Source organism: Actinophytocola sp. (assembly GCF_050699935.1).
In the GTDB taxonomy this organism is placed as follows: Bacteria; Actinomycetota; Actinomycetes; order Mycobacteriales; family Pseudonocardiaceae; genus Actinophytocola.
The window spans coordinates 45,974-62,853 of the sequence record NZ_JBOHGB010000025.1; the positions used below are offsets into that span (position 1 = coordinate 45,974).

Annotated in this window: 16 protein-coding genes; 4 read left to right on the forward strand and 12 right to left on the reverse strand. The window is 73.8% G+C overall.

The window, feature by feature from the left end; genetic code table 11:
• Window positions 1-27 precede the first annotated feature (27 nt).
• Window positions 28-744 (reverse strand): ABC transporter ATP-binding protein, encoded by a 717-nt coding sequence (locus ACRDTB_RS11700; RefSeq protein ID WP_431430117.1) that lies wholly within the window; start codon window positions 742-744, stop codon window positions 28-30.
• Window positions 741-1,538, reverse strand: coding sequence for an ABC transporter ATP-binding protein (locus tag ACRDTB_RS11705; protein ID WP_431430119.1), 798 nt, complete (start codon window positions 1,536-1,538; stop codon window positions 741-743). The genes ACRDTB_RS11700 and ACRDTB_RS11705 overlap by 4 nt, the downstream gene beginning before the upstream one ends.
• 146 nt (window positions 1,539-1,684) lie before the next feature.
• On the opposite strand from ACRDTB_RS11705, the gene ACRDTB_RS11710 reads away from it, so the two are divergent.
• Window positions 1,685-2,059 carry a hypothetical protein gene (locus ACRDTB_RS11710; protein ID WP_431430121.1) on the forward strand — a complete coding sequence of 125 codons (375 nt, stop codon included), beginning with the start codon at window positions 1,685-1,687 and terminating at the stop codon, window positions 2,057-2,059.
• Window positions 2,060-2,096: 37 nt separating this feature from the next.
• On the opposite strand, the gene ACRDTB_RS11715 is transcribed toward ACRDTB_RS11710, so the two are convergent.
• Window positions 2,097-3,002 (reverse strand): LysR family transcriptional regulator, encoded by a 906-nt coding sequence (locus ACRDTB_RS11715; protein WP_431430123.1) that lies wholly within the window; start codon window positions 3,000-3,002, stop codon window positions 2,097-2,099.
• Window positions 3,003-3,073: 71 nt separating this feature from the next.
• Here ACRDTB_RS11715 and ACRDTB_RS11720 point away from each other — a divergent pair, with 71 nt between their 5' ends.
• Together ACRDTB_RS11720 and ACRDTB_RS11725 are read left to right on the forward strand one after the other, a co-directional pair.
• Window positions 3,074-4,225 (forward strand): M24 family metallopeptidase, encoded by a 1,152-nt coding sequence (locus tag ACRDTB_RS11720; protein ID WP_431430124.1) that lies wholly within the window; start codon window positions 3,074-3,076, stop codon window positions 4,223-4,225.
• Window positions 4,226-4,235: 10 nt separating this feature from the next.
• Window positions 4,236-5,420 carry a mandelate racemase/muconate lactonizing enzyme family protein gene (locus tag ACRDTB_RS11725; protein ID WP_431430125.1) on the forward strand — a complete coding sequence of 395 codons (1,185 nt, stop codon included), beginning with the start codon at window positions 4,236-4,238 and terminating at the stop codon, window positions 5,418-5,420.
• A 19-nt stretch (window positions 5,421-5,439) separates the two neighbouring features.
• Here ACRDTB_RS11725 and ACRDTB_RS11730 read toward each other — a convergent pair whose 3' ends face one another.
• The 7 genes from ACRDTB_RS11730 to ACRDTB_RS11760 all read right to left on the reverse strand — a co-directional run bounded on the left by ACRDTB_RS11730 (window position 5,440) and on the right by ACRDTB_RS11760 (window position 13,530).
• Entirely contained in the window at window positions 5,440-6,132 is a 693-nt protein-coding gene (locus ACRDTB_RS11730) for a hypothetical protein (protein ID WP_431430127.1), read from the reverse strand.
• Between the two features lie 19 nt (window positions 6,133-6,151).
• Window positions 6,152-6,637, reverse strand: coding sequence for a hypothetical protein (locus tag ACRDTB_RS11735; RefSeq protein ID WP_431430128.1), 486 nt, complete (start codon window positions 6,635-6,637; stop codon window positions 6,152-6,154).
• 22 nt (window positions 6,638-6,659) lie between these two features.
• Window positions 6,660-7,976 (reverse strand): putative T7SS-secreted protein, encoded by a 1,317-nt coding sequence (locus ACRDTB_RS11740; protein WP_431430130.1) that lies wholly within the window; start codon window positions 7,974-7,976, stop codon window positions 6,660-6,662.
• The gene (locus tag ACRDTB_RS11745) at window positions 7,976-8,368 is read right to left on the reverse strand and encodes a hypothetical protein (RefSeq protein WP_431430132.1); all 393 of its coding nucleotides are present in this window, start codon (window positions 8,366-8,368) and stop codon (window positions 7,976-7,978) included. Before ACRDTB_RS11745 ends, ACRDTB_RS11740 begins: the two co-directional genes overlap by 1 nt.
• Window positions 8,369-8,436: 68 nt before the next feature.
• Complete coding sequence (locus ACRDTB_RS11750) at window positions 8,437-10,626, reverse strand: Hsp70 family protein (RefSeq protein ID WP_431430134.1); 2,190 nt, start codon at window positions 10,624-10,626, stop codon at window positions 8,437-8,439.
• A complete protein-coding gene (locus tag ACRDTB_RS11755) occupies window positions 10,623-12,893 on the reverse strand; it encodes an Hsp70 family protein (protein ID WP_431430136.1) in 2,271 nt (756 codons plus the stop codon). Before ACRDTB_RS11755 ends, ACRDTB_RS11750 begins: the two co-directional genes overlap by 4 nt.
• Before the next feature lie 151 nt (window positions 12,894-13,044).
• Window positions 13,045-13,530 carry a DUF1707 SHOCT-like domain-containing protein gene (locus ACRDTB_RS11760; protein ID WP_431430137.1) on the reverse strand — a complete coding sequence of 162 codons (486 nt, stop codon included), beginning with the start codon at window positions 13,528-13,530 and terminating at the stop codon, window positions 13,045-13,047.
• A gap of 206 nt (window positions 13,531-13,736) precedes the next feature.
• On the opposite strand from ACRDTB_RS11760, the gene ACRDTB_RS11765 reads away from it, so the two are divergent.
• Complete coding sequence (locus tag ACRDTB_RS11765) at window positions 13,737-14,834, forward strand: Vms1/Ankzf1 family peptidyl-tRNA hydrolase (protein ID WP_431430138.1); 1,098 nt, start codon at window positions 13,737-13,739, stop codon at window positions 14,832-14,834.
• A 12-nt stretch (window positions 14,835-14,846) separates the two neighbouring features.
• On the opposite strand, the gene ACRDTB_RS11770 is transcribed toward ACRDTB_RS11765, so the two are convergent.
• Both ACRDTB_RS11770 and ACRDTB_RS11775 read right to left on the reverse strand, forming a co-directional pair.
• On the reverse strand, window positions 14,847-15,647 hold the full coding sequence (locus ACRDTB_RS11770; protein ID WP_431430140.1) for an aldo/keto reductase: 801 nt from the start codon (window positions 15,645-15,647) through the stop codon (window positions 14,847-14,849).
• On the reverse strand, window positions 15,640-16,880 hold a 1,241-nt coding region (locus ACRDTB_RS11775), incomplete at its 5' end, for an amidase family protein (protein ID WP_431430141.1). The genes ACRDTB_RS11770 and ACRDTB_RS11775, both read right to left, overlap by 8 nt.

Below are 16,880 nucleotides of genomic sequence, written 5' to 3' on the forward strand. Positions count from 1 at the left end.
TGCTTCCTCCTGTCGTGTAAGGCTCGCTCAGATGCCCAGGTACTCGAGCAGCTCGTGCTCGCGCTCCTTGACCTCCGCGTTGTCGAGCGACTCGACGACGCGGCCCTGGGCGATCAGGTAGTGCCGGTCCGCCACGGTCGAGGCGAAGTGGACGTTCTGCTCGATCAGCAAGACGGTGACGCCGTGCTCGGAGACGGTGCGGATGATCTCGCCGATCTGCTGGACCAGCAGCGGGGAGAGCCCCTCGGTCGGCTCGTCGGCCAGCAGCAGCCGCGCGCCCATCCGCAGCACCCGCGCGACGGAGAGCATCTGCTGCTCGCCGCCGGAGAGGTGGCTGCCCGACTGGCGCCGCCGCTGCGCGAGCACCGGGAACGTCTCGTAGACCATCGCGAGCGGCCAGGCGTCGGGCCCGGTGGCCGGGGGCAGGGTGAGGTTCTCCTCGACGGTGAGGCTGGCGTAGATGCCGCGGTCGTCGGGGACGTAGCCGAGGCCGAGGCGGCACCGCCGGTGCGGGGGCATGCGGGAGATGTCCGTGCCGTCCAGCTCCACGTGGCCCGACATCGACCGGTGCAGGCCCATCAGGCAGCGCAGCAGCGTGGTCTTGCCGGCGCCGTTGCGGCCGACCAGGGTCACCACCTCGCCGCCGGCCACGTCGAGCGAAACCCCTTGCAGCACCTGGGCTTCGCCGTAGCTCGCGACGACGTCGCGGACGCTGAGCTGTGTTTGATCGTTCGCTTCGCTCACACGGACTCCCCCAGATACGCCGTGATCACCGCGGGGTCGTTGCGGACCTGTTCGTACGACCCCTCCGCGAGGACCTTGCCGAACTGCAGGACGGTCACCCGGTCGGTGAGATCGCCGACGACCTTCATGTTGTGCTCCACCAGGACGACGGTCCGGTCCTCGCGGACCCGCTGGATCAGCTCGATGGTCCGGGACACGTCCTCGACGCCCATGCCGGCCGTCGGCTCGTCGAGCAGCAGCAGCCGAGGCGACAGGGCGAGCGCGAGCGCGACCTCCAGCGCCCGCTTCTGGCCGTAGCCCAGGCTGCCGGCCGGTGTCCGCGCGCGCCCGGCGAGCCCGACCTGTGCCAGCAACTCCTCGGTCTCCGCGCGGTAGCGGCGCATCCGCTTGTCCGAGCGCCAGAAGCGAAAGCCCTGCCCGTCGCGGCCCAGCAGCGCCAGCTCGACGTGCTCGGCGAGGCTCAGCTCGGTGAAGAGGCTGGTGATCTGGAACGAGCGCGCGACCCCGCGCTGGGCGATCCGTTCCGGGCGCATGCCGGTCACGTCGTGGGCGTCGATCGTGATCGTGCCGGCGGTCGGCTTGAGGAACCCGGTGAGCAGGTTGAACAGCGTGGTCTTGCCGGCGCCGTTCGGTCCGACGAGCGCGTGCACCGTGCCCGGGGCGACCTCCAGGTCGACGCCGTCCACCGCGCGGAAACCGTTGAACTCCTTGGTGAGGCCCCAGGTCCGCAGCATCGCGGTGTCCTCGGTCGCGGACCGGGTCCGCTCCGCCGCGGGTGGTGAGGCGCTCGTCACGGCGACGACACTAGGGACTGCCAGCCGGCCGCGACATGGCCGCGACTTCCACAAGTGCCGGGCCGGATGTAGCAGCTCCACACATAGACCGGCCGGTGGGTGATCAACCACCTCGTTCCCGTCCCGGTGTCCGCTACGTTCGGTTCATGGACCTACGCCGACCGATCGCGCTGCTGGCCGCCGCCTTGCTGGCGGCCGGGTGCGCCGAGGTGGACTCCGCGGTGGATCAGGCGAGCACCGCGACGGACAAGGCGACGGTCTGCGCGGAGGCGCTGGGGCTCGCGGACCTCGACCCGCTCGTCGACCCCGAGCGGCTGCGGGCCCGCGCCGACGACAAGGAGCGGCGGCTGCGCGAGCTCGCCGACAGCGTCGCGGACCAGGACGTGAAGAACTCGCTGCTGACGATGGCCGACTCGTACGTCGAGGTGCAGAAGGAACGCTTCGAGGACCTGTCCATCGTGGCCGGCTGGGCCAAGCGCAACGCCGAGCACGTCGACGCGCTGCGCGAGGCCTGCACCTGAGCGCCGCCGCCCCGCGGCTCCCGGTCACAGCGCCCGGTCACAGGGACAGCTCGCCGGCCACCTCGCGCAGGGCCGCGAGCATGGTGGCGATCTGCGGGGCGCGGCGGCTCCCGGTGCGGACCGCGGCCGACACGGTCCGGGTCAGCTCCAGGTCGGCGACCTCCCGCAGCTCGATCTCGGCGGCCATCGACTCCAGCGCCAGCCGCGGCACGATCGACACGCCGAGGCCCGCGGACACGAGCGCGAAGATCACCGTGTAGTCGGAGCTGGTGAAGTCGAGCCGCGGTTCGAACCCGGCGGCCGCGCACGCCCGCGCCAGCATCACGTGCAGCGCGTCGTCCTTGGACGCGGCGATCCACGGCTGGTCGGCGAGCGACGCCAGTTCGAGCGGGCCCTCCCCGCCCGTCAGCCCGGGCGGCAGCGCGATCAGCAGCGGCTCGGTCACCAGCTTCTCGGTCTCCACGGCCGGTTCGCGAACCGCCGGCAGCAGGCTGTACTCGTGGACCAGCGCGATGTCGATCCGCCCGCCCCGCAAGGCCTCCACGGAGTCCGTCGTCTCCAGTTCGGACAGCCGGACACGGAGGTCGGGATGCGCGGCCCGGCACCGGGCGATCGCCTCCGCCGCGAGCGCCCGCGCGGCCGAGGGGAACGCGGCCAGCCGCAGCACCCCGCGCACCGTCGAGGTCAGCGCGGCGACGTTCGCCCGCGCGCGCTCCAGCTCGGCGAGCACGGTCTCGGTGTGCTCCACGAGCACCCGTGCGGCCTCGGTGAGCACCAGCCGCCGCCCGTCGCGGAAGTACAGCGGGGTGCCCGCTTCCCGTTCCAGCACCGCAAGTTGCTGCGACACCGCCGAGGGCGTCAGCGAGCACGCGTACGCCGCGGCGGCGATCGTGCCATGCCGGGCGAGCTCGCGCAGCAACCGGAGACGGTAGACGTCCAGCATGTAGCTCAACTTACGACCGAACGTAGAAATCGTCACTGGATCTTTCGCTTCGCCCGACGCACCCTGGCGGCATGAGCCTTCCCATCGCGGCACCGGCCGGCGAGCACGACGTGCGGATCGCGGGCCTGCGTGCCTGGATGACCGGCGCCGGCGTGCACGCGTTCGCCGCGGTGAGCCCGGAGAACGTCTACTACCTCACGGGCCTGGACCACCTCGGGTACTTCGCGTTCACCGCGGTGCTGATCCCCGCCGGCCCGGGCGCCCCGGTCGTGGTGACCCGCGCGATGGAACGCCCGACCGTGCGCGCGCAGCTGCCCGGCTGCCACCACGTGACGTTTCCCGACGGCGCCGACCCGGCGGCCGCGTTCGCCGGTGCGCTCGCCGACCTCGTGCCGCCGGGTGGGCTCGTCGCCGTCGAGGAGGAGGCCATGTTCTTCCCGCCGGCCGTGCGCGCCGGGCTGGACCGGGCGCTCGCCGGCCGGCGGCTGGTGGACGGCACCGGCGTGCTCGCCACGGCGCGGGCGATCAAGTCACCCGTCGAAGTCGAGCACATCCGGGAGGCCGCGGCGGTCTCCGACGCGGCGATGGCGGCCGGTATCGGCGCCGCGCGGCCGGGTGTCCCCGAGCGGGACGTGGCCGCGGCCGTGTACCAGACGATGTTCGCCGCCGGCGGCCAGCAGCCCGGGTTCACGCCGCTGATCCGTCCACTGTGGATGCTCGACCAGGAGCACGTGTCCTGGGGCGACCGGCAGGTGGACGGCGGGCTGTTCCTCGAGCTGTCCGGATGCGTGCGCCGCTACCACGCCCCGCTGAGCCGCACCGTCTACACCGGACCCACACCACCCGCGGCCGTCGACGCGCACGCCGCCGCGACCGCCGGGCTCGGCGCGGCCCTCGGTGCGCTGCGGCCGGGGACGACCACGGGCGAGGTGTACGCCGCCTGGCGGCGAGGGGTCGCCGGCACGTCCTCGGCGACCTGGCCGTCGCGCCACCACTGCGGCTATCTCGTGGGCATCGGCTTCCCGCCCAGCTGGGTCGGCGGCGGCCAGGTGCTGGGCATCCGCGCCGACGGCGACACCGAGATCGTCGCCGGGATGACCTTCCACCTGATGTCCTGGGTCACCGAGCCGGCCGGCCACGTCGTGTCCGACACCGCGCTCGTCACCGCCACCGGCGCGGAGCTGCTCACCACCGTCGACCGCGACCTGGTCGCTCTGTCCTGAAAGGACTCAGATGCGGATCACGGAGCTGCGCGCCACCCCGGTGGCGGTGCCGTACCGGGCCGACGAGGTGTGGGCGTTCGGCCGGCGCCGCGGGCAGGTCAGCATCCTGCTGGAGGTCCGCACCGACGAGGGCCTGGTCGGGCTCGGCGAGGCCACCGCGTACCCGTCGGCCGACATCGTGCTCGCGGTCCTCGAGAGCCTGCGCCCGTTGGTGATCGGGGCGGACGCGTTCCAGATCGAGCGGCTCGTCCGGCGCATCGAGCTGGTCGGCACCTGGCACCACGTCAAGGCCACGAGCCCGGCGATCGCGGCCGTCGAGATGGCCTGCTGGGACCTCGTCGGCAAGGCCTGCGGGCAGCCGCTGGTGAACCTGCTCGGCGGCCTCTTCCACGACCGCGTCGAGTTCTTCTACTACGTGGCGCACGCCGAGTCCGACGAGGTGGCGGCCGAGGCCAAGCGCGCCGCCGAGGCGGGGTTCACCACCTGCTACCTGAAGGTGGGTGCCGACGATCCGCGGACCGACCTCGATCGGGTCGCCGCCCTGCGCGACGGCGCGGGCCCGGGCATGGCGCTGCGGGTGGACGCCAACGAGGCCTGGTCACCGGGCACCGCCGTGCGGATGATCGCCGAGCTGGAGCGCTACGGGCTCGAGCTCGTCGAGCAGCCGGTGTCCGGCCGCAACCTCGAGGAGATGGCCTACGTCCGCGGGCGGGTCGGCACTCCCCTGCTCGCGAACGAGGCGAGCTGGACCCGCTACGACCAGCTCGCCGTGATCCGGGCCGGCGCGGCGGACGTGCTGTCGGTCGACAACCAGATGGACGGCGGTCTGCTCAACCTCAAGCGCTCCGCCGGCCTGTGCGAGGCGGCCGGGCTTCCGGTCGTCAAGCACAGCCTCGGCGAGCTCGGCGTCGCGCTCGCCGCCGCCGTGCACGCGATCGCCGCGACGCCGAACTTCCGCTACGCCAACCAGTCCTACGGCGCGCTGCTCGCCGGCGACGTCACCGACGGCTTCGGCGGCGGGGTGGAGTCCTACGTGGACGGCACGCTGACCGTGCCGGACGGGCCGGGGCTGGGCGTGCGGCTCGACCCGGACAAGGTGGCCGCGTACGCGGAGCTGTACCGGACCGAGGGTAGGGACTTCGCCTTCCACGACGCGGGCGTGCTCACGACCGCACCCGCGCTGCCCAAGCGCTGAGGCCACCGCACTGGTGCCCCTACCGGCGCAGCGCGTCCGTCGGGATCCGGTCCAGCAGGTCGCACAGCCGGTCCACCTCGGGCTCCACCATGCTCGCCTCGAACCCGCCGGTGTCGGGTTGCCAGCCGATGAGGTCGGGGCCGCCCAGCCGCAGCGACCCGGTCGGCGGGTGCTCCAGCAGCCAGTGGCGGACCGGCTCGGTGAGCACCCGGTCGGCGAACGGCTCGTCCTCGGTGCCGACCGTGAAGGCGCGGTCGAACGCGTCGTCGCCGACCGTGTACCGGCGCGTCCAGCGGGGCGCGAAGCGGGCCGCCGTCACCACGACGGTGGGCACCGGCTCGGGCAGCGACACCACGACGACCCGGGCGTAGTCGATCTCGCTGGAGTACTCCCCGGACGGCAGCGAGCGCGGCGGGGAGTACTGGAAGCACGCGAAGTTCCGGCCCCGGTGCGTCCCGGTGACCAGGTCCAGCGCCGGCCGCTGCCGGGCGCCGTGGCCGAACGGGTAGCCGCCGGCGAACCGCCGCAGGAAGCCGTCGTCGCGGGGGCTGAACCGCCAGCCCTTCGCGGTGGCCAGCCGCGCGAGATCCTCGCGGACGGCTGGGTCGCGGGGCGCCCGGTTGTGCCGGACGGTGCGGACCACGAGCCAGACGATGAGGCCGATGATCGCGGCGAACACCAGCATGAACGCCACGGGCGCCAGTTCCGACATACGTTGGCCTCCGGCGTCGCTACTGGCCGGGCTCCGCGGCTCGGACGGTGCGCACGAACTCCTGGAAGTCCTCGAAGACGTCGTCGAGCTGGGCCTCCGTGCAGGTCAGCATGAACTCGAGTACGGCCCGCCGCTCCGGGTCCTCGACGTCGTGCATCGACACGTACACCTGGCACTGGACGATCTCCTGCTCGGCGCCCAGCGTGATGTCCAGGACCTGCGTGATGCCCGGGGCCTGCGCCGAACCGACCTCGACGCGCTTGCGGACCTGGACCGAGCTCGCGGTCTCCTCGAGCCGTCGCACCGACTCGTCGGCGATGTCGACCATCGTCAGCTCCGGATCGCGGACCTGACCGGCGATCGTCATGTTCGCGGTGAAGCCGTTGGCCGAGGCCGGGTGCAGCGCGACGAACGCGACGCCGGGCGCGCCGACCTCGTCCGGCGGCGCCGCCTGCCAGCCCTCGGGCAGCCTGAACTCGATGCGGACGGGTAGCTCGGTGACCATGTGTGGAGCTCCAAACGGTCGGTCAGTCGAACGGGTTCACGGCGCTGGCCGCGTCGCCCAGGGTGTCGGTGATCTCTCCCGGGTCCACCGAGACCTCGAAGCCGACCTTACCGCCGATCCCGAGGCCGATCCCGGCCTCGGCACCGATCTTCCACTCGCCGTCCTCGCCCCGGCCGATCTGGGCGTCGGCCGAGGCACCCACGCCGGCCCATGCCTCGCCAGTCACGCCGGCACCGAGCCCGCCGACGTCGCCGGACACCTCGCCGGTGGCCTTCGCGCCGGCGAACGCCTCGCCGCCGACCCTCGCACCGTCGAGCCCGATCGAGCCGTGGGCACCTGCCTCGGCCCCGACGAAGGCCTTCCCCTGAGCGCCGACCTCGGCGATGCCGTACTGCGCCGAGCCCTGCGCGGACACCTGCGCCAGGTACGCGGAAGCCCTGGCCTGGGCGTTGACGCCGTCCCGGCCGATCCCCGCGGTGGCCGACGCCTCGGCGCCGAGGGCGCTGGCCTCGGCCTTACCGGCGAGCGTGACGTCGCCGATCTGGGTCGCGCCCGACGCGTTCGTGGAGAACAGGCTGCCCTGCACGGTGCCGCCGACGAGGTGCACGTTGACCCCGGGGCCCTGACGCTTGGCGAACTCGTCGCCCCACTGGCCGTACCGGGCGAACCGGCTGCCCTCGCCCTGCTTGCGCTCGGCCTTCTCCGCCCAGCTCTCGGTCTGCTTGATATCGACGGCGACCTTCTGCGGGCCCTTCTCGTCCACGAACTGGGCGGGCCCGGTCAGCCAGCCCGGCGCGCCGTCCGCCTTGCCGGCGACCTTCTCGATCGCGCCGGCAGCGGTGTCGCCGGCCTTGCTCAACTGCTCACGTGCCCGGTCGAGGACCTCGACGGCCCGCTGGCGCAGCGCGGCGCCGGGGTCGTTCAGCAGCGTCGGGGACCCGAGCGGCATGCCACCTGCCGTGCCGGACGGGGCCAACACGAGCGAGCCGCTCTCCATGGCCCGGCGGGTGGCCTGCTCGCCCTGCTCCCACAGCGCGATCGCCTCGGCCGCCTGGCCCTGCGCCCAGGTCAGCGAGGAGGCGTGGGAGTCCAGCGCGCCGGCGGCCGAGTTCATCGCGTCGCGGCCGAGCCGCCAGTTGGACGCCTCGGGCGTGAACTTGTCCCAGAACGCACTGCTCGCCGGGCCCTGCCAGTCCGGGATCCGGATGGCGGCGAGGTCGCCGGCGACGTCTTCCATCGTGCGGGCGCGGGACCGCAGCCCATCGGCCGCGCCCGTCACCGCCTCGGGTTCGCCGGGAACCAGCTCCTTGGGGTCGTCTGTCTGACCCAGCTCCGCCATCAGGGCGCTCCTTGCGGGGTGGGCGTCGGACCGGGTGTCGGTGCCGGCGTCGGGGTGGGCGTCGGCCCCGGTGTGGGTGTCGGGCCCGGTGTCGGCGTCGGCTGGGGCATCGCCGGGTCGAACGTGGAGACGCCGCTCGCCTCTTGCCGCTCGTAGATGCCGGCGCTGTCGACCAGCGCCTCACCGGCGGACGCCGAACGCTGCTGCAGGATCTGTTTCGCCAGCTCCCACGTCGTGCTGAAGGACTTCACGGCCGACGAGACCTTGTCGTGGCCGAAGTTCGCGCCCTTGCCGACGTCCTCCAGGTTGGTGTCATCGGCGGCGCCGATGGCGTCGCCGATGCCCGTCGCGGCGGTGCGGAGCTGCTCTGGTTCTACGCTGTAGCCGTCCATCGCAAACGGACTTTAGTAGATACTCTCGCTGCTCGTCCGGCGAATCGTACGGAATTTTCCGACCACTTTCAGGATTGCCGGTTCGGCCACCATGACCAGGCCTCCGGCTTGTCGGGGTCGAGGCCGAGGGCGAACCCGGCGATCGGCGTGTCGGCGTCCACGATGTACGCGGCGCACACCACCTCCGTCTCGCCTGCCGGGATCGTGTCGAGCGACGGGCAGTCGACGAGCTCGTAGAAGTCGTCCCAGGCATCGAGCACGCGCAGCCCACGGTCGTCGACCACGTCCAGGTACTTGAACAGCTGGTTGTCGACCTCCCCGGTCCCCGTCGCGGACACCAGCGCCCGCAGCACGACGAGCCGGGTCCCGGGCTGGAGCTCCACCTCGCCGGCATACGCGGACGGCTTGTCGACGAGGTCGAACTGGATCGTGACGAAGTCGCCGACCCACTCCACCTCCGCCGGGTCGCCGCCGAGCTCGCCGACCGGCTCGGGCAGCCGGGCGGGCTCGCCCGCGGCGGGAATGTCCGCCTGCCACAGCAGGGACCGCGCGCCCACGCCGAAGGTGCGCGGCTCGTCGCCGAACACCACGGCGGCGACCGGGGTGGCACGGGGGAGGATGAAGTCCCGGCACGCGGTGACCGACGCGCCGGGCTGCAGCGGCTCGTCGTCGGGGGGCGCGCCGGGGCATCCCTCGGCTGTGCCGGGCGGGGAGTTGATGTGCTGGCCGCGGTCGTCGAGCAGGCCGATGCGGTAGTCGACAGAGTCGAAGGGCGCGTCGCCGGCCTTGCCGAGATGCTTCGCAGTCACCTGGGCGCGGACCCAGCGGTAGCCGGCCGGGGCGGCCTGATCGGTCACCGCCACGTCGTCGAGCCCGACCTCGATGGTCACCTCGTCGAGGCCGTCCTCGTAGCGGCCGGTCTGGCCGGCCGGGACGACCTCACGGTTGGGCTCCCCCTCGCCGACGACCTCCTCTCCCGGCTTCGCCGGCTCCAGAGCGGACGTGGCCGCCGGCTCCGACGGCGGCTCCGACACCGCGGTGCCGGGCGCGGCGCCCTCCACGGGCCGCGCGGTGCCCGGCACCTCCCCGTCCCGCGTGGCGAGAACGGCCGCCACCACGGCAACCACGACCGCGGCGGCGACACCGGCGATCAGCCCGCGACGGCGTGCCGGTGGTGGTGCGGTGTTCGGCCGGCTGGACGGCGTGGGAACCGGCCGGATCTCGGCACCGGCCTGGCTGATGAGCGACAACGCGCCCCACGCCACGGACGTCTCGGGCTCGTCGGCCGGGTGCACGGCGAGCCCGGTGCGCTCGTGGACGGCGGTGGACAGCGGCCGGAGCCGGGAGGATCCGCCGACGAGGTACACGAAGTCGAGCCGCTCGGTCCCCGCGGCGCGCCGGACCTCGTCGAGCAGCCCGGCCGCGCGTGCGACGTCGGCCGCGACCAGCCGGTCGAACTCCGCGCGCTCGATGGTCACCGGCTCCACCCCGGCACCGGCGATCTCCGCGCGGTCGTGCCGGCTGAGCAGCTCCTTGGCGGTGCGGGCGTCCTGGCGCAGCAGCAGCGCGTCCCGCGCGCCGTCGGCACCCGGGGCGGCGAGCGACTCGGCGAGTGCCGGCCGCAGCGCGAGCACGTGGTCGACGAGTCGCTGGTCGAGGTCGTCGCCGCCGAGGTCGGGCAACCCGGCGCAGGCCAGCACCCGGTAGCCGGAGCCGTCGTGGCGCACCGCGGCCGCGTCGCACGTGCCGCCCCCGAAGTCCAGCACGAGCAGCGCCGAGCCGGCCGGCACACCGTGCTGCGCGGCGGCCGCGACCGGCTCGGGCACCAGGCTGAGCCGGCCCGCGAGCCCGGTCGCGGCCCGGGTGATCGTGCCCATCCGCAACGAGCCCCAGTCGGCCGGATGGGTGAGCACGAGATGGTCGACGGTGCCGCCGAACTGGCGCCCGGCCTCGGCGCACACCTTGGCCAGCACCGCCCGCACGGCCGTGGCGACGTCGAGCGTGGTGTCGCCGAGGAGCAGCTCGCCCTCGTCGATGTGCGACTTGGGCCGCGGCTCGAGCCGGCTGGGCGCGCCGCGTGCCATCCGCAGCGCGTCGCCGCCGACCACGAGCTCGCCGCCGGCCGTGGCGAAGACCGCCGAGGGCATCCGCGGCGCGCCGTCGATCGTGACGATCCGCGGGTCGCGGCCGCCGCGGCTGGCGACCGCGACGGTGTTGGTGGTGCCGAAGTCGACGGCCAGGATCAGCTCTTTGCTCATCGGTCCACCCGCCACGCGTAGGCCTGCTTCACGCCGGTGATCCCGACGGCCGAGATCGGCATGCCGGTCGGCACCACGAACAGCTCGCACAGCGTCGCCCGACCGGTGAGATTCTCCTGCTCCGTCCCGTCGTGGCAGCCATGCGTTCGCGGGCCGCCCGAGAACGCCGGGAACAGCGCCGTGCCCCGGTCATCGGCCACGAACACCCGGTTGGACAAGAAGTACGCGGAGGTCGGCCGGTCGACGTCGACGACGATCCGCAGCACCACACCCCGGCTGCCCGCCAGCCCGCGCAGCGTGCTCTCCTCGAAGTAGCCGGTGATGTCCTCGACCAGGTCGACCATCGCCACCCGCGCCCGCACGTCGTTCACCTCGACGTCCTGCCACACACCCAGCGGCACCGCCCGTTCGGTCACGTCCTTGCGCTGCCCGCTGACCCGCCGCCCGGTGACGGGCACCCGGTACCCCGCTCCGGCGAGCTCACTGCCCGGGCTGCCCGGGCTGGTCGGCGAGAGCACCGACAGCACCACGTCGGTGATCGGCGTGCTCGCCGAGACCTGGAACGCGAGGCACTGCCCGACCGTCTTCCCGGGCTGTACGAGCTTGTTCCGGTCCTCGGGGCGGCAGTCGTCGGGCAGCGCCGCGTTGCGGATCGGCGAGATCATCATGCCGCGGTCGTCGACGAGGTGGACGTGGCCGCCCATGTCCATGTAGTCGGGCTCCGCGCGCGGGCCGACCGTGGTCCGCACCAGGATCCACCGGTACGCGTCGGCGTCCTGGTTGCCGGCGTCGACGAGCGCCCGGTCGCCCTCCTCGTCGTCGGCGAACTCGTCCAACCGCCAGTTGACCTTCGTCGCCGACGTCTCGAGCGCGACCTGCTGCCCCGTCTTCGCCGCCGGCAGCTCGTCGGTGAAGTCGCCGGGGATCGCGAACGGCTCCCCCGGCGGTGGCTCGGGCAGCGTCACCCGAGGTTCGCCGCCCGGACGTGGTGCCCCGGCGGTGACCTGCCCGCCATCGCCCAGCAGCACCGGCACGAGCACGGCGACGAGCGAGGCGGCGAGCCCGACCGCGGCCGGCGCGAGCCAGGACCGGCGCCGGCCGGGCACGGCAGGCGGGACCGGTGCCGCGACCACCTGGGTCCGGTCGCCGGAGGGGCGCGGCGCGGCGGCGAGGGCCTCGGTGACGGACTCGACACCGTCGGTCCCGGCGGCGACGGTGTGCGCGCCGAGCGCGACCACGGCCTCCGGCTGGTCGTCGAGCCGGACCGGTGCGGGCGTCCACTCCTGCAACAGCTGCGCCAGCAACGGCACCCGCGACGACCCGCCGACCAGGTGCACGGCGGCGAGGTCCGCCGGGCCCAGCCCGCAGTCCCGCGCCGTGCCGGCGAGCAGGCCGACCGCGCGCCGCAGGTCGTCGCGGACGAGGTCCTCGAACTCGGCGCGGGTCAGGATCGCCTCGCCCAGCCGGCCCGGCAGCACGACGTCGGCGTGCGGGTACCGGGACAGCACCTCCTTGGCGTCGCGGACGTCGGCGCGGAACCGGGCCAGCGCCACCATCTCCTCCGCGGGGACCTGCCCGCCCTGCTCGCGGTCGGCGAGGTAGCGGTCCAGCTCGACATGGCGCTGTCGCAGGTGCGTCACGATCCGCTCGTCGAGATCGTTGCCTCCGAGGTCGGGCAGGCCCGCGCAGGCGGCGATCGTCAACCCGCGCGCCGCGCGGGACACGATCGCCGCGTCGCAGGTCCCGCCGCCCATGTCCAGCACGGCCAGGTGCGCGCCCTCCGGCAGCTCGTGCCGTTCGGCGAACCACGCGGCCGCGCCCACCGGCTCGGCCACCGTGCTCAGCCGGGGCGCGAGGCCCTGCGCGGCGGACAGCAGCACGCCGAGGCGGCTCGCTCCCCAGTCGGCCGGGTGCGTCAGCGCCAGATGCTGCACCGGACCCCCCGCCACCCGGGCCGCCTCCGACACGACCCGGGACAGCACGGCGCGCACGAGCGCGGTCGTCGGCACCACCGTGTCGGCGAGCAGCACCTCCGGCTCGGTGATCCGCGCCTTCGGCCGAGGCTCTAGCCGGGCCGGCTGCGCCCGGCCGAGCCGCAGCGCGTCCGCGCCGACCGACGGCGTCCCGTCCGCACCCCAGTACACCGCCGACGGGCACCACGGCTCGCCGTCGACGGACACCACCGTGGGCCCGCCGGCCGCCGCCGACACCACGGTGACCGTGTGCGACGTGCCGAAATCCACCACGGCTGTGGCCGATGACCTCATGCGACCTCCACCTCCCTCGCAGGCTGCGACGCGGGCATCGGCCCGGTCGTTCCACGGGCCGACGGCGTCCTGAGTGGACGCTCTGTTACCCCTCGCCGCAGTGCGAGCTGGAGGTGAACCTAGTGCCCCACGCCGGACGTCTGTCGCGTACTCAGGTCTGGCCGGTCTCGGGGCGCGCCTTCTTCTTCGCTGCGTCGGCCGTCCCGGCGCTCACGAACAGCACGATGCCGACCGGGATGAACACCCACCACGCGCCGGCGAACACGGTCAGCAGGATCGCCCCGGGGATGCCGAGGATGAACATCATGCCGGCGACGAACTCGAGTGCCTTGCTGGCGTCGGTCTCCGTGAGCTCGTTCGACTTGTGCGCACCCGTGGGGTTGGCGACCAGCTGGCCCGCCTTCTGGATCAGTGGCGCGGGCGGAGTCGCCGAGCTGAGGTCGGGGTGCGGTGCGGGGAGGTCGGTGAACAACTCCTCGAGCTCACCGCGCGTGCGTGCGGCCGCGGCCCGCCCGCAGCGGTCCTCGAACTCCGACAGCTCCAGCCGCCCGGTGGACAGGTGCACACCGAGCGTCTCGACGGCCTCGTCCCGCTCGGCGTCGCTGATGCGGATGTCGGTGTCGTTCGCCTTCCCCATGAGGGAATTGTATGGGCGAATTCCGCGAACTCGGGGGACGCGAACCCACTGGCGACGCGCCGCCCGCAGCCCGGCGGCGTACCCGTGGCCGCAGGCGATCCCGCTGAGCACGTGGATGTTTCACCAGGTCAGGTCACGCGGGCCCGAAACGTGTCGTCCCGCGGAGATCGGGTACGCCCTTTGCGAGGACACCCGAGGGAGGAGCCGTGAACCTGACAGCTCTACGCGAGACGCTCGACCACGACGGTCCGTTCGCGTCGGTCCTCATGGACGCGAGCCATGACACCGAGGACGCCGCCAAGATGGCCGAGTTGCGCTGGCGGGCCATCCGGGACGAGCTCGCCGCCCAGGACGTGCCGGACAAGACGCTCCACGCGCTCGACGACGCCATCGACCGGCGGCCGCCCGCCGGGCGTTCCGGCCGGCTCCTCGTCGCCGCCGACGGCTCGGTGCTGGTCGACGAGTACCTGCCCGAGCCGCCACCGCGGCGGGACGTCCGCGTGTCGGCGCTGCCCTACCTGCTGCCGCTCGCCGCCTGGAGCCGCCGCACCGTGCCCCACGTCGTGGTCGTGGTCGACCGCGTCGGCGCCGACCTGCGGGCCGTGGCCGCCGACGGCACCGTGCGCACCGAGGACGTCGCCGGCCAGAACCACCCGATCCGCAAGGTGCGCGGCGGCGGCTGGTCGCACCGCACCGTGCAGCGGCGCGCGGAGGAGACCGTTCGCCGAAACCTCGGGGAGGTGGCCGACGAGGTGGCGGCGCTGGTGCGCGGCGTCGACGCACACCTGCTCGTCCTGGCCGGAGACGCGCAGGCGCGGGCACAGCTGCGCGAGCTGCTGCCCAGGCACTGTCAGCGCATCACCGCCGAGATCGAGCACAGCCGGCGGGTCGATCCCGGCCACGACACGATCGACCGGGACATCACCGAGCTGCTCGCCGAGCAACGTCGCACCGAACACTGCCGGCTGCTCGAACGCGTCGATGCCGCCCGTGAGCACAAGCTCGCCGCCCGGGGCCTGCCCGACACCACCGCCGCGCTGCGCGACGGGAACGTGGAGGTGCTGCTGATCGACACACGCGAGCTGGCCGACTCGCTGGTGTGGACCGGTTCCGAGCCGGCCATGGTCGCCGTCGACCGGGAGGACCTGCACCGGGTCGGGGTCTCCGAGCGACGCCACGCCCGGGCCGACGAGGCGCTCCCGGCGGCGGCGATCGCGGTCGGCGCGGACATCGTCGCCGCGACGGGCGACGAGCCGCCGCTGGAGCTGACGAACGGCGTCGGCGCGCTGCTTCGGCACGACTGACACCGGTGAGCGTCAGCCGGCCAGCGCGTCGATGGCGGCGATCTCCTCCGGGGTGAGCGCGAAGGTCCACAGGTCGAGGTTGGCGCGCAGCCGGGCCGGGTCGCCGGACTTGGGGATGACCACGATGCCGTGGTGCAGGTGCCAGCGCAGCACCACCCGCGCCGCGGTCACGCCGTGTGCGTCCGCGACCGCCGCGAGGGCCGGCTCGGCCAGGTTCGTCCCGCTCAGCGGGCTGTAGCCCTCGACCACGACGCCGCGCTCCCGGCTCGCCGCGAGCGTCACCGGATCGTGCCGCGACGGGCTCCACGGGACCTGGTTCACGGCCGGAGCGATGCCGGTCGCGGCGGTCAGCTCGTCGAGCTGGCCGAGGGTGTGGTTGCTGACGCCCACCGCGCGTGCCTTGCCCGCCTCGCGCGCCGCCAGGAACGCCTCCCACGTCCGGACCGTGGCCCGGCCACCCGGCGGCCAGTGCACGAGCCACAGGTCGACGTGGTCGACACCGAGCGCGCGCAGGCTGTCGTCGAGCACCCGTGTCTCCCGGCCGGCCTCCTCGGGCGGCAGCTTCGTGGTGACGAACACCTCCGAGCGATCCACCCCGCTGTCCCGCAGCGCCCGCCCGACCTCCGGCTCGTTGCGGTACGCCGTCGCGGTGTCCACCAGCCGGTAGCCCACGTCCAGCGCCTCGCGCACGGCCGCATAGCCCGGCTCCCCCAGCAGCCTGGCCGTGCCCAGCCCGGCCATCGGCATCGGCACGCCGCCGCTCAGCTCCACCGTCGGCATCCGCATGCCGGTCATCCTGCCGGGCTCAGCCACCGGGCAGGAACCTCGGTGCGTGGCGGACGGGGTTCGCGGCCTCGTACGCGGCGGCGAACGCCAGCACCGTGGCGTCCGACCAGCGGCCGGCGAAGAAGGAGACGCCGATCGGCAGCTCGCCGGCATAGCCCGCCGGCACGGAGACGTTCGGGTAGCCGGCGACCGCGGCCGGGCCGGAGGACCCGACCCGCACGCCATCGCCGTCACCGTAGGTCGTGACCCCGGCCGGACCGTTGGTGGGCGAGACGATCGCGTCCAGGCCGTGCTCGGCCATCGTCTCGTCGATGGACCGCCGCGCCAGCGAGGTCGCGGTGGCCCGCCGCATGAGGTAGCCCGGGTCGTCGGTGTCGGGGGCGGTCAGCGCCCGCTCGAACAGCTCCTGGCCGAACCTGCTCAGCTCGACCGGGTCGCGCCGGTTGAACTCCACGAGCTCGGCGAAGGTCCTCGGGACGCCGCGCCGCTGCTCCAGGTAGGCCGGCAGGTCCCGGGTGAACTCGGTGAGCAGGGCAGGCGGCTCGGCCGCCTCGACCTCCTCCCGGTAGGGCACCTCGACCTCGACGACCGTGGCGCCCCGCGCGCGCAGGATGGCGACCGACTCCTCGACGATCCGGTCCACCTCGGCGTCGATGCCGGCCTGCCGCCACACCCCGATCCGCGTGCCGCGCAGCAGGTCGGGCACGGCGTCGGGCCGCAGCAGGGCGGCGTAGTCGGCGGGCTGGTCGTCCGGGTACTCGGCGGTCGCCGGATCGGCCGGGTCCCGTCCCTGCAGCGCGGACAGTGTGATCGCGACGTCGACGACGTGGCGGGCCATCGGTCCCGCGGTGTCCTGCTCGGCCGAGATGGGTGCGATCCCGGTGCGGCTCACGAGCCCGACGGACGGCTTGTGGCCCACGACGCCGTTGGTGCCGGCCGGACACACGATGGATCCGTCGGTCTCCGTCCCGATGGCCACCTGCGCCAGCGCCGCGGCCACGCCGGCGCCCGAACCCGACGACGAGCCGCACGGGTTGCGGTCGAGCACGTAGGGGTTGTTGGTCTGGCCGCCGACACCGGACCAGCCGGACGTGGGGCTCGTGGAGCGGAAGTTCGCCCACTCGGACAGGTTGGCCTTGGCGAGGATGACCGCGCCCGCCGCCCGCAGCTTGCGCACGACGGTGGCGTCGCGGTCGGGCGGTACCGCCCGCATCGCGCGCGAGCCGACGGTCGTGGCCAGGCCCTTGGTGTCCACGTTGT